At 40.1% G+C, this 12,900-nt stretch carries 14 protein-coding genes and 1 pseudogene; 10 read left to right on the top strand and 5 right to left on the bottom strand.

Annotation, left to right across the window (positions count from 1 at the left end; genetic code table 11):
• Positions 1-226: 226 nt before the first annotated feature.
• From AC5EUN_RS12675 to AC5EUN_RS12665, 3 genes and pseudogenes are all read left to right on the top strand, one after another.
• Complete coding sequence (locus AC5EUN_RS12675; protein ID WP_058952250.1) at positions 227-469, top strand: hypothetical protein; 243 nt, start codon at positions 227-229, stop codon at positions 467-469.
• Between the two features lie 129 nt (positions 470-598).
• Positions 599-931: pseudogene (locus AC5EUN_RS12670) on the top strand (transposase); the annotation flags it as partial.
• Positions 932-1,023: 92 nt separating this feature from the next.
• Complete coding sequence (locus tag AC5EUN_RS12665) at positions 1,024-1,956, top strand: IS5 family transposase (RefSeq protein ID WP_131229955.1); 933 nt, start codon at positions 1,024-1,026, stop codon at positions 1,954-1,956.
• A gap of 23 nt (positions 1,957-1,979) precedes the next feature.
• Here the strand turns inward: AC5EUN_RS12665 and AC5EUN_RS12660 are convergent, their stop codons facing one another.
• Together AC5EUN_RS12660 and AC5EUN_RS12655 are read right to left on the bottom strand one after the other, a co-directional pair.
• Positions 1,980-2,339 (bottom strand): gamma-glutamylcyclotransferase family protein, encoded by a 360-nt coding sequence (locus AC5EUN_RS12660; RefSeq protein ID WP_058952249.1) that lies wholly within the window; start codon positions 2,337-2,339, stop codon positions 1,980-1,982.
• A 13-nt stretch (positions 2,340-2,352) separates the two neighbouring features.
• Positions 2,353-3,606, bottom strand: coding sequence for an MFS transporter (locus AC5EUN_RS12655; protein ID WP_058952248.1), 1,254 nt, complete (start codon positions 3,604-3,606; stop codon positions 2,353-2,355).
• A 96-nt stretch (positions 3,607-3,702) separates the two neighbouring features.
• Here AC5EUN_RS12655 and AC5EUN_RS12650 point away from each other — a divergent pair, with 96 nt between their 5' ends.
• Entirely contained in the window at positions 3,703-4,614 is a 912-nt protein-coding gene (locus AC5EUN_RS12650; protein WP_493352370.1) for a LysR family transcriptional regulator, read from the top strand.
• A 159-nt stretch (positions 4,615-4,773) separates the two neighbouring features.
• Here the strand turns inward: AC5EUN_RS12650 and rarD are convergent, their stop codons facing one another.
• Positions 4,774-5,679 carry an EamA family transporter RarD gene (gene rarD, locus AC5EUN_RS12645; protein WP_058952246.1) on the bottom strand — a complete coding sequence of 302 codons (906 nt, stop codon included), beginning with the start codon at positions 5,677-5,679 and terminating at the stop codon, positions 4,774-4,776.
• A gap of 108 nt (positions 5,680-5,787) precedes the next feature.
• On the opposite strand from rarD, the gene AC5EUN_RS12640 reads away from it, so the two are divergent.
• From AC5EUN_RS12640 to AC5EUN_RS12615, 6 genes are all read left to right on the top strand, one after another.
• A complete protein-coding gene (locus AC5EUN_RS12640) occupies positions 5,788-6,249 on the top strand; it encodes an Lrp/AsnC family transcriptional regulator (RefSeq protein ID WP_058952245.1) in 462 nt (153 codons plus the stop codon).
• Between the two features lie 294 nt (positions 6,250-6,543).
• Positions 6,544-7,347 (top strand): hypothetical protein, encoded by an 804-nt coding sequence (locus AC5EUN_RS12635; protein WP_058952244.1) that lies wholly within the window; start codon positions 6,544-6,546, stop codon positions 7,345-7,347.
• Between the two features lie 87 nt (positions 7,348-7,434).
• The gene (locus AC5EUN_RS12630; RefSeq protein WP_130235112.1) at positions 7,435-9,087 is read left to right on the top strand and encodes a nitrite/sulfite reductase; all 1,653 of its coding nucleotides are present in this window, start codon (positions 7,435-7,437) and stop codon (positions 9,085-9,087) included.
• 1 nt (position 9,088) lies between these two features.
• On the top strand, positions 9,089-9,505 hold the full coding sequence (locus AC5EUN_RS12625; protein WP_058952241.1) for a CidA/LrgA family protein: 417 nt from the start codon (positions 9,089-9,091) through the stop codon (positions 9,503-9,505).
• Positions 9,498-10,208: an LrgB family protein gene (locus AC5EUN_RS12620; protein WP_058952240.1), complete on the top strand. Its 711-nt coding sequence runs from the start codon at positions 9,498-9,500 to the stop codon at positions 10,206-10,208. The genes AC5EUN_RS12625 and AC5EUN_RS12620 overlap by 8 nt, the downstream gene beginning before the upstream one ends.
• Positions 10,209-10,226: 18 nt before the next feature.
• On the top strand, positions 10,227-11,036 hold the full coding sequence (locus AC5EUN_RS12615) for an HPP family protein (RefSeq protein WP_228141070.1): 810 nt from the start codon (positions 10,227-10,229) through the stop codon (positions 11,034-11,036).
• A gap of 251 nt (positions 11,037-11,287) precedes the next feature.
• Here the strand turns inward: AC5EUN_RS12615 and AC5EUN_RS12610 are convergent, their stop codons facing one another.
• Entirely contained in the window at positions 11,288-12,694 is a 1,407-nt protein-coding gene (locus tag AC5EUN_RS12610; protein WP_058952239.1) for an aminotransferase-like domain-containing protein, read from the bottom strand.
• A 79-nt stretch (positions 12,695-12,773) separates the two neighbouring features.
• Positions 12,774-12,896: a hypothetical protein gene (locus tag AC5EUN_RS12605; RefSeq protein ID WP_004694789.1), complete on the bottom strand. Its 123-nt coding sequence runs from the start codon at positions 12,894-12,896 to the stop codon at positions 12,774-12,776.
• Positions 12,897-12,900 lie beyond the last annotated feature (4 nt).

The following is a 12,900-nucleotide window of genomic DNA, read 5'->3' as shown; positions in this document are numbered from 1 at the left end:
TGCATTTTTTACAAGATAAAAAAAGCCTATAATCCGCCTATATTTTAATTTAGTGCGTCGTATTTCATATTACACGGGGGCATGGAAAAAATTATTGTTTCGGCAGTTTTAGTTTTTTTCCCGAACAGATTACCAAATTACAATAAGTTGTACTTTACAGACGTATAATCTAAATGCTAATAATCATTAAGAGATATCCGAAAAACTTTATTAAAGGAAATCCAATATGATGAATAAAATAGATTTAAAATTAAGCAGGATTGATGGTGGAGATGATCTAATTTTAAAAAATTGTATTGTTCAATCGACAATGATTACTAGTAAAGATATATGTACACCACTTAATGAGGGAGATTGTCTGCATAATTTCTTGTCCGATGGAATTGTTGAAAAATATAAAATAGAAGAAGTGATATTAAATAAAGGTATGCATTCTCATTATGAGATTTATGTTTCCAAAATAAATTAACGTATTTAATAAGTTGAACGATTAAAAAAGTACTCAGATAATGAAAGTTATCTGAGTACTTTTTTAACTCCATGTGGCTTTGTCGTACAAATCTACTGTTAAAGGCCCATTCAGCAATATAATACTCAGCTGACTAAGCCTGTATCTAAAAAATATCAAATCAGCAATTGGTCGACCTAAAATCACGCTTTAATGAATCGAGGAAACATCTCGATTTTATTTGATCCTACTACCCAATGGTATGCTCAAAAAAAAGCCAAACAGGGACGAAATCAAACTTATTCGATTGCAGCCATTCAATGTTGTCTCATGATTAAATCCTTATTTCGACTCTCTTTGCATATGGTCACTGGCTTTATGCAAAGTCTCATTAAACTCTGTAGTTTGGATTGAAACGCACCAGATTATTCAATCCTCTGTAGTAGACAAGAGCATATCGATATTGCGATTCTCTATCAAAAAGTATGGGTGTCTCCCTCTGCCCACTGATAGTACCAGTTGGCTTTGTTGCACAAACCTATCTCTAAAGGCTTATTCCACAATATAATTCTCAAATGAATAAGCCCACACCTAAAATCTATCGTACAACCAATTGGTCTTCTTATAACAGTGCATTCATAAATCGAGGAAATCTCTCAATTTGGTTTGATCCCAAGACGCAATGGTACGCTCAACCCAAAGGTAAACATGGTCGAAATCAAACTTATTCAGATACAGCCATCCAATGCTGTTTAATGATCAAATCTTTATTTAGACTCTCTTTACGCATGGTCACAGGTTTTGTTCAAAGTCTGATTAAACTTTGTGGATTAAATTGGACCGCACCAGATTACAGTACGCTTTGTCGAAGACAAAAACATATTGATATTGCGATTAGCTATCAAAAAAGTAGTGATGGGCTACATCTACTCGTCGACTCAACTGGCTTAAAGTTTCTAGGTGAAGGTGAGTGGAAACGTAAGAAACATGGACCTGAATATCGTCGCCAATGGCGTAAGCTTCATATTGGCATCGATGCTGAAACCTTGCAAATACGTGCAGTACAGCTTACTACAAATAATGTGAGCGATTCGCAAGTACTCGGTGATTTACTTGCTCAAATTCCCTTAGATGAACGAATTGATTCGGTCTATACCGATGGTGCTTATGACACGAAGCACTGCAGACAAGTCATTCTAGATCGAGATGCACATGCGCTCATTCCGCCAAGAAAAAATGCAAAACCATGGAAAGATCAGAAATTGAGATCTTTAGAGCGGAATGAGTTACTGAAAACAGTTAAACGTTTAGGAAGAACGCTTTGGAAAAAATGGTCTGGTTATCATCGTCGAAGTTTAGTTGAAACCAAGATGCATTGCATCAAACTATTAGGTGATAAATTAACAGCAAGGAGTTTTTCTAGTCAGGTGAATGAGATTCATGCACGCATAGCCGTATTGAACAAATTTACCGAATTAGGTCGTTCTCATACCCAAGTTGTCACTTGAATTCTGTTCAAATGAGCAGAGTGTTATCTTTTAAATCTTTGTGCAACAAAGCCATTTGGGTTTAACGCATAAACATAAGCCTGTTGTATTTGCCCATTTTCTAAAGTGACTTCAGTTAAAACACGCTGATATTCACTTCCTTCAAATTCATCCAAGCTGTTCCACAGCGTATCTAATTGCTCTGAACTAAACATATATCCATCAATAGTTTGTCCATCTGGACTCAGCATTAGCCCAGGAAAGCCAAGTTCTGCTCCCCAACCTGCTTCCTTAAGCAAACCTTTCACAGAGCCTTTGTTCCATATACCAGCAATCGCTTCTAAAATATGAGCATTGGGTTTGTTTGGCCCTAAAGTACCGTAAACAAATAAGTGTTGTTGCATGATGTAAATATTCCTAATGGGTAACAGATGGAGAATGAAGCGGTTTTATTGAAAAAATAACGATGAGTGCAATTAGAATCAGAAAAATATTTAATATAACGATGCCATTCCAGCCATGGCTTTGCCAGATATTTCCACCATACGCACCCACAATGCTTGAACCTAAATAATAAAAAAGCAGATACAAGGAGGTGGCATGACCTTTATTGGATGTTGCGAGTTCTCCAACACGACTGCTGGCAATGGCATGGGCAATGAAAAAGCCAGTGGTCACACAGCCAATACCAAGAATAATTAAAAACAACGAGGCAGAAAGAGTAAGTAGCACGCCTAAGAGCATGCACAAAAAGCCCAAAATCATTACCTGCTTTTTGCCTATTCGGTCTGCAATATTGCCTGCAATCGAAGAGGAAATAATACCCAAACTATAAGATAAAAAAATGAGGCTAATCTGAGTTTGGCTTAAATGATAGGGTGCTGCAAACAGTCTGAAGGTCACATAATTAAACAGCGTGACAAATACACTGGTGAGTAAAAAGCCAATCCCATAGATTTTTAGCAGGCGGATATGACTCAAGTGTGCATACCATGCATGTAGATGGAACTTAAAAGAGAGACCTTGCTGGGCAATGAAATTTCGTGAATTGGGTAAGAGTTTCAAAAAACCAAACGCACAGAACAGACAGATGCCGCCAAGAATGGCCATGGAAATACGCCATGAGAAAAACTCGGTCAAAATGCCCATGCCAACACGTCCCATCATGCCGCCAAATGCTGTGCCTGCAATATACAGCCCCATGGTTTTACTTAAGTTTTTGGGACTAATTTCTTCTGCAATCCAAGCCATTGCAACAGCGGGAACTCCACCTAGAACAAAACCTTCTAAACTTCTTGAAACCATGAGCACATGCCAACTCGGTGAAACCGCGCATACCACATTGAGTATAGAAGCCAAAAGCATAGAGAAAAACATCAGACCTTTTCTGCCCAATGTTTGTGAAAAGGCACTGGATAGCACGATCGACATAGCCAAAAAGCCTGTGGTTAACGACAGTGCTAGCGCACTTGCACTGGGTACAATATGGAAACTCTGACTTAAGTTGGGCAGTAAGGGTTGTACGCAATAGATCAGTGAAAAACTGGCAAAGCCCAACAAAAACAGCGCCATGCCCGCTCTTTTATACTCAACTGTACCTTGGCTGATGGTCTGCGGAATCGGCTGTTGAGGGGTAGACCAATCTGCGTCTAATGAAGAGCTCAGTTTCATGACTTGGCTGATTTAAAATGGAGAGAAGCTTTATTTTAAGAACTATACTTGTATATGTATAATATATATAACTCAATAATGGTATAGCTTTAATATATGGAGCTGCGCAATATTCAATATTTTATTGCTATCGCGGAAGAGCAAAGTTTCTCTAAAGCAGCTTTGCGTCTTGGCATAAGTCAGCCGCCGTTGAGTATGCAAATTAAAAAGTTGGAAAGGCAAATCGGTGTTGAACTTTTTTATCGATACTCTCATGGTGTAGCTCTGACACCAGCAGGGGAAACTTTTCTTAAAATGGTCTTGCCCGTTCAGAACCAACTGAAAAATGCGGTGAAATTGACCCAAAGTACGGCAAATGGTGAATTGGGAGAACTGCAGCTTGGCTTTACAGGCACCTCAATTCTAAACTCTTTAATTCCTACCGCCATTCAAGCATTTCAACAGCAATACCCTCAGGTGAATTTGGTATTTAAAGAAGCCAATTCTTTGATTTTGATTGAAAGTTTATTGAATAATGAATTAGATATTGCGATTGTGCGACCACCTGCACAGTATCCTAAAGCCATTACGATTCGTAATTTGATCGATGAAAAATTGATTGCTGCCTTGCCGATTCAATATCCAGCAGAAGATGAGGTAGTAGATTTGGCAGAATTTAAGCATGAAAGCTTTATTGTCTCACCACCAGAGGTGAGTGCAGGGCTGTATGCCGCGATTTTAAATAGCTGCCAACAGCATGGCTTCACGCCTAAAATTGGACAGCAAGCCCCTCAGATTGTTTCAATTTTATCGTTGGTTGCGGCAAATTTGGGCATTTCTTTGGTGCCTGAGTCTACTCAACAGCTCAAAATTGAAGGGATTAAATATAAATACCTGAAGAATAAGACCGCTACGATTGGACTCGGTATTGCGTTCAAGGCGGATTTGCATAGCCAACCTGCAATCAACTTTTCTAGTTTATTGAATAGTATTGTGAGGCAGCATTATCATTTAAAAGGTTCACTGTAATTCACTCTATGTCGTTTTAAATATAAATTGTCAGCACGTAACTCATGGAGTCAAATAGCCATTTAAATACGATCAGAAAGTCAGTTCTCGATTCAGCACCAAAGCATGTCTAGATGGCTAAATTTAAGCGATCTAGAGGAAAATATGCATAAAAAATGCCTATGCTGCAAGTTTACGATTCTTTTTAAAGCTGCGTAATCCTTCAAGCATGAGGGTAAAAACTGCGAGCCAAATGGCGATATAGGTTGGCCATTCTGCTGAAGTAATGCTTTCCCCTAAGGCGATTGAAACGGCCACTAACAATATCGGTTCAACATAAACCAACAGTCCAAACAGGCTTAAGTTTAAATGCGGGGCAGACAAGGACTGAAATGCTAAAGCCAGCGCACTGATTAGTCCAAGTCCTGAAATGAGCCAAAGCGTATGTGCGCTTTCAGATAGGCTTTCTGTGACGATACTGCCTTGCATGATAAAGAAAATACAAACAGGGAGGCTCAACATCATGTCAAACCAAAGTCCGCCTATATTATTCGTCTCCGTTTTTTGTCTGAGCCAAAAATAGATTGGATAACCTAAGCAAATCAGCAGAGTGGGCCAACTCAGTGTTTGAGAAATGGCTAAGAGATTCAAGATCCCCAGCACTGCAAAAATACAGGACAGTTGCTGAAAGCGTGACATTCGCTCCTTAAATGCGATGCGACCGACAATCACCATGCTAATCGGCATCATAAAATAACCGAGTGAAACATCCAGTCCATAGCCATGACTGGGTGCCCACATAAATAGCCACAACTGAATCCCAATTAAAAACGAAGATAAAATTCGCGTTAAAAAGAAAAAGCGCTCTTGGTAGAAACGGCGATAAATAACAACCACCTGAGACCAATTGCCTTTGAGCCAAATAAAAAGTGTTAGACATGGAATAGTCAATACAATGCGCCAGCCGTATATTTCTGTACCCGCCAACGTGCCCAAAAGTGAGGTATAGGCAAACATTAAAGCAAATAATACCGAGGCCGTGACATTTAAGCTAATGCCAAGTGCTGTATTGGAATGCGTAGACATAGGCGGTTCTAAAACAGGATGAATGGATGATATTTTATTGCAATACTCTTGATAAAATGGCTTGTAATCATTAGTTTGAATGAGAAAATTTCTCGCAGGAAGCTGCTCATGCAATTGGATAAATTTGATTTCGCTTTATTGGAGCATTTGCAAAAAGATTGCTTAACGCCACTTCGAGAGTTGGCCGATTTAGTGCATTTATCAACGGCCTCGGTACAACGTCGCATTCAAAAATTAAGAGACAGTGGCTATATTATTGGTAATACCGCGGTGCTTGATCCAGACAAATTGGGACAAGTGATTACGATTTTTGTCGAGGTTCGCGTCAATCAAACCCATGTGACTGACCTTGACGAGTTGAAAGCAAGTTTTTCAATTCCAGAAATACAGCAGTGCTATTACGTAACAGGTGAGGCGGATTTTATGTTGGTACTCTTGGTGCCAAGTATGAGTCGGTTTCAAGCCTTATGTGATCAGCTTTTTCATCATAATGCCAATGTGCAATGGTTTAAAACCACCGTTGTGTTAGAAAGGATCAAAACAACTTTAGAGGTGTCTTGTCAGCCATAACTTTTATTCTCCTTTTTATATTCCATTTTAGATTCAATGGCTAAACAGTCAGCTTGAAATAGGAAAAGAGAAGAGTAGTTTCTGAATTTTTAGGCACTCAAAATAACGCCATGAGGGGATTGGCTTCTATTTAAATAGCGAATTTATTTTCTAATTTTGATGGTTTTGTACCCATAAAACTTGAGAAGGAGGCACGCTGTTATAGTTTTTTCAAGCCTTACTGTAGCTACTCATTAGCACCAAACTAGCTGAAAATTTGATTCAAGAAGGGATCACAATCTTGATGGTGGCGTAATGTTTATAACACAGCAACTGAATACAATTTCTGAATTGGTTGAGGGGCAGGGTCTTTCAGATCAACTGCAACATCTACTTGCGCAGCAGTATTTAAACTTAGAAGCGACTTTGTTACGTGCTAAAGTTTTACGTGATTTTTCAAGCGCTAAAGTTCAGTATATTGTGCAGTCTGCCATTCAAGCAGAACATGCAGAGGTCGCATTTTTATTTGCACCTTTTATCTTGGCAAATTTGAACCATCCTGTGATTTATAGCAGTTCTGCAACACCAACCGTCCTCAATATCCTCAATCGTTACTATCAAGCAGAGCAAAAACAAAACCTAAAAATAGATGATGTGCTTGAGGCACTCAATGTTTATTTAGATTTGAGTGATAGCGTATTTAATGATGTCGATTTTTTTTATTTTTCATTGATCAAAGCGCTATGTCGAACTGATGTCTCGCAGATTTTTTTGGTGACATCATTAGTGCTCAATACACAAAAACTCGCAGAGCTGGAACAGTTTTTTAAAGTCAAAATCAACTATATTTCTACCCATCCACAAGATGTCATCATCGACAGTAGTGAATGGAATATGCGGAAATTGTTCTTTAAAAACAAAGATCAGCAATATATCGATTTATGTGAAAAATTCGCCACATTGAATGCGCAGTTACTGTTGAGTTATGGCAGTTATAACCAGCAGCAAGCGACCCAGTTGGTTGAAGATATGTTCTATGCGGAGCATATTTATGAAAAGTTATCGGTCTATGCCGAGTATATGCAGACCTGTCTACAACATGGCGTGTCCCGAAAGTAGGCGACTTTTTTCGCCTAACTTGCATTTTTGATCTCCCATTCAAAACAGCTTTTCTTTCATATTGATGCATATACCTAGGTCATCCCCATGTTTTTATATACAGACTTTGATCAAAATTTATTAAATGAACGTGTCGCACAGTTTCGCGACCAAACCCAGCGTTATTTAGAGGGGAAACTGACCGAAGAAGAATACCGTCCCTTACGCTTACAAAATGGTTTATATGTTCAGCGCTATGCACCCATGCTACGTTTGGCGGTGCCTTATGGTTTAATGAACTCAGTGCAATTGCGTAAGGTGGCTGAGGTTGCACAGAAGTATGACCGTGGTTATGCGCACATTTCTACGCGCCAAAATATTCAATTGAATTGGCCGCAGCTTGCAGATGTCCCCGATATTTTGCAGGAACTCGCTACAGTACACATGCATTCTATTCAGACCAGTGGCAACTGTATTCGAAACACCACCACAGACCAATATGCAGGTGTAGTTGAGGGCGAGCTCACAGACCCGCGCCCCACCTGTGAACTAATTCGCCAGTGGAGTACTTTCCATCCAGAGTTTTCATTCCTTCCGCGTAAATTCAAAATTGCAGTTTGTGCACACCCTGAACAAGACCGTGCTGCCACAACTTTTCATGATGTTGGGGTCTATCTGGTAGAAAATGGAACGGGGGAGTTAGGTTATCAAATTAAAGTCGGTGGTGGGCTTGGACGCACCCCTTTAGCGGGACATGTGATTAAGCTATTTTTAGCCCGTGAAGATTTAATTGCCTATTTAGATGCCATCATGCGCGTATATAACTTGCATGGTCGCCGAGATAATAAATACAAAGCGCGTATTAAAATTTTAGTGAAAGCCCTCAGTCCAGCGGGCTTCGCGGAAAAAGTTGAAGCTGAGTTTGCACATACTCAAACACTGCTCAAAGTTCAGCCTAGTGTTTTAGCGCAAATGGATGCCGTATTTCGACCGTTTGCCTATGAATCTTTAGATGCGGAAAATTTTGAGGCTTTGTTCCAACAGTATCCAAAGTTTAAACACTGGTTCAATATCAATACCCATGCGCATAAAGTCGCGGGCTACCGCATCGTTACGATCAGCTTAAAACGGGCGGGTGTAGCACCGGGGGATATCACTTCCGATGAAATGAGTTTAATTGCAGATTTGGCTGACCAATATACTTTCGGTGAGCTGCGAACCACGCATGAGCAAAATATTGCCTTAACCGACGTACGTCAAAAGGATCTGTTTGAACTGTGGCAAGTCTTAGATCGTGGCATATTGGCTCGTGCGCATATTGGCTTTCTGACTGACATGATTTGCTGTCCGGGCGGCGATTTCTGCTCCTTGGCAAATGCCAAATCCATCCCAGTGTATGAAGCAATTGCTCGCCGTTTTGATGATTTGGATGCTTTATATCAGTTAGGCAAGGTTGATTTGAACATTTCAGGCTGTATGAATGCGTGTGGACACCACCATGTCGGCAATATTGGCATTCTAGGTGTTGATAAAAAAGGCGCTGAATATTACCAAATTAGTTTAGGCGGTAACTCAGATCATGATGCATCCATCGGTGATATTTTAGGACCATCATTTCCTGCAGAAGATATTCCCGATGTGCTCGAAGAAATTTTAAATACTTATCTGGATCTACGTTTAGCACATGAATCTTTTTTAGAAACCTACAAACGTGTCTCGATCCAGCCGTTTAAAGAGCGGGCTTATGCGGACATAAATTGAGATGTTGCATGACCGAACTCGGCTGAAGAAGTTAAAAACTGCGAGCTACCAAATCATCATTATTTTGGCCGTTTGGAGCTGTGCTGATGTCTTACAAAAGTTGCTGAATTTGCCTGTGGCATCAGGGGTACTTGGGTTTTTTCTGCTGTTGTTTTTACTTGAAATGAAATGGTTGAAATTAGCCCACGTTGAACGCGGTGCCAATCTGTTACTGGCTGAACTGCTGCTGTTTTTCATTCCGCCAGTGGTTGGCGTGATTCAATATCAAGATTTATTGATTGCCAGTGGTTGGAAAATTCTGCTGGTGATTTTAATCAGCACCGCTTTGGTGATGATGGTTTCTGTATATAGCGTGCGGTTGTTGTTAAAGCAGCCAGTGCTAAATCAAGAATCAAAACAGGAAGATCAGAATGACTGAATGCTGGGGGATTTTTTACTTGGTTTGGACTGTGCTGTGCTATTTCATGGCAAAGCAGCTTTTTGTTCGAACCCAAAAAATCTATTTATCTCCGATTATTGTCGTTCCTAGCTTGAGCATCATACTGATCTTTCTTTTACAGCATCAGTTCCAAGACTATTACTTTTATACCCAATATTTGGTGGCCATGCTCGGCCCAATTACGGTGGCTTTTGCGATTCCTGTATTTCGTTATCGCCGCATGATTCAGCAACATTTTAAAGTGTTGCTCTTCAGTTCTAGTCTCGCCATGTTGGTGGGTATTTTCAGCAGTTGGTTTTTGGCGAGCCTATTGGACTTTGATGACATCGTTAAAAATAGCCTGTTGGCGCGTTCCATTTCGATTCCTTTTGCTTTGGTGCTCACCGAAAAACTCGGGGGCTCCATCAGCCTGATTCCGCTCTTTACCGTAATTACAGGTTTAGTTGGTATGTTGTTGGGAGACCTTCTTTTGCTTTGGATCAAATATAAAAATCACCTTGCTTCGGGCGCAGCACTGGGTAATGCCGCACATGCTATGGGTATAGCTCGGGCAAGACAGCGGCATGAATTGGAAGGCGTCATTGCTAGTCTCTCGATGATTATTTCAGGAATCATTATGGTGCTATTTGCCCCATCGCTGATAGCAGTGACGAAGTATTTACTTGGCTTTATATCTTTTTAAATCAATAAGGAATCGAATATGAATCCTATGTCACATGCAAAGACAATCTTAAGCCCCAAAAGCTATCTCGCGGCCTTTGTCTTTATAGTACTCATGGTGGCGGCTGCCTATGGGCTGAATGATCGTGAAATTATTCTGCCTGAAATGGCGGCGATGGCCGTTGGGCTATGGGTCTATCGAGATAAACAGTGGCTGAATCAGCCAGATAAAATTTTTATTTTACCCAGTTTGACCGCTGTAATCGGGTTCTGTATTAATTTGATGCCGATTTCATATTTGTTCAAACTGGTTTTGGTTCTCTGTGCTATGTTGCTCGTGATGCGGATGTTTAACTATATATTACCGCCCGCACTGGCCACAGGTTTCTTGCCGATTGTGACCCAAGCCTATGAAATATCGTTTTTGATTTCGATTTTTGCCACCAGTTTTATCCTGATGTTGGGTGTTGTGCTCTTTAAACTGAACCAAGGCGTGGAGAAGAAAGGCAATTTTGATCGACGAAAAATAGGTGTATATGCCAGTATTACCTTAATCGGTTTTGCACTCGCCGCTATTTTCAAGGTTGAAGCGATGGCGCTGATTCCACCGATTACAGTGGTGGTATATGAATCATTAAATATGATGATGTATTCGTTGAAAATGTGCCTTAAGCAGATTGCTGCGTTGACACTGTCGATTTCAATGGCCGTGCTTATGCAGTTGTGGATTCAAGATTGGATCTTGCTCACCCTCATATATATGCCCTTGATGTTTCTTTTGCTCAAGCTCTTTGATATGCGCATTCCTGCGGTATATGCCTTTCCATTTTTGGTTTTTGTCTTTCCTTAAGACAGCGTGATGGCTTTACCTGTTGCATCCGGCCTGATGGCTGGCTTTTCACTTGGCTGTGTCTATATCTATCGCACCTATTTTCAGAATATGAGTGCTGAGAAATCCTATACCTAGCTTGAGAGAAATGACATGATCAGATCTGATCATGTCATTTTATCTCTGGGATGGTGATATTTGCAGTGTGAGGGAGTGGGTCTCTTCAAATCAAAAGATGGTTTAAATCAGTTTGGATTTAAAGCATTCAACTTTTACTCAAAGGCTTCTGGGTAAATACATTGGATCAAGGCATCTAAGGCATTTTGAATACGTTCATTGATTTCAAATGAACAATTGATTCGAATATGATGTGGGACATTGTCCGTTTGATAAAATAATGAACCGGGCGCAATACTGATATTTTTCTCTAAAAGCTGCTCATAAATCAAATTCCCATTGATCTGCTCGGGCAAAGTAATCCATAAGAAATAGCCCGATGGATAATAATGAATTTGATAATCTTCAGACAAATGTTCAGATAAATAAGTGTAATACTGATTTTTGAGACGTTTTAAGGTGTTACGCAAAGTTTTTAAGTGCTTTTCATAGTGTCGATGCGATAAATAATCGACCAAGGCATTTTGAATAAACGAGTTGACGGAAAGCGTACTCATCAGTTGTAAATGCTGAATATGTTCTGAAAACTTACCCGCATAGACCCAACCAATCCGAAAACCCGCACCTAAGGTTTTTGAAAAAGAAGAGCAGTGTAAAACCAAATTTTTCTGATCAAAGTATTTCATCGACAGCGGCTTTTTATGGTCAAAATAAAGCTCCTCATAAACATCATCTTCAATTAAATAGATATCACGTTCATGCAGAAGCTTTGCCAGTTGGTATTTGATGTCATCACTGACCGTAAAACCAATTGGGTTGTGACTGTTGAGCATCAGCAAACAGACTTTAATTGGATAACGTTCAATTGCATCTTTAAACGCCTCAAGGTCAATACCGTGTTCTTCATGTTCAGGAATACTAATGACTTTTAGGCCCAAATGTTCAGCCGCTTGCCATGCGCCATAAAATATTGTTTTTTGAAGTAAAATATAGTCACCCGGTTGGGTCATGGCTTGTAAGGAGAGGTTTAAAGCATCTAATCCGCCCGAGGTAATTACGATATCGGACGGGTCTGTTGGAATCCCTTGCATACAGTAGCGCTGTGCAATCAGTTTCCGCAGCTCAAAGTTTCCGGGAGGTAAACTTGGCATCTGTTCATAACTGAGACGGTGTTTGGCACGTTGTCCCAACGTTTGCATCAGCTTGGCAGAGTAGAGCAGTTGGCTGTTGGGAAAGGCAATGCCAAAGGGAACCATTTGTTCAGATTGGATCGATTTTAAGTATCTGAAAATTTTAGAGTTGATTTCAATTTTTTCGTTGAGGATGACGCTATTGGAGTTGCTTTCTGAGCGTGCATCGCCTGTCACAAAGTAACCGAGTTTTTCTTGTGAATAAATCAGACCTTGCGCTTCGAGTTCCTGATAGGCATTCATCACGGTCATCAGGCTAAAACCCGATGTTTCAGCTTGTTGACGGAGTGAAGGTAGTTTATCGTTGGCTTTCCAAAAACCACTTTCAATCAAATGTTTCAGGCTGAGCGCAAGTTTTTCTGATTTATACATATGGGTTCGCTGCAATTAAAAGGCACAGGACATGTATTGAAAGTCCCGTGCCTAATTCATAAAAAATGCTTGGCTGGCTTTAGTAAGCAAAACTCAGCAACAGCTTAAAGAAACCCGCAATCAGTGCGAGAGAAATAAAGCCAAAGCACCACAATAAAATAAACCATAATCGTGGGCTGAGTCGATCAACAAATTTTTTCATGTCT

This window comes from Acinetobacter sp. CAU_H_S170_2 (genome assembly GCF_058890445.1).
This window is presented reverse-complemented; position numbering and strand designations above follow the sequence as displayed.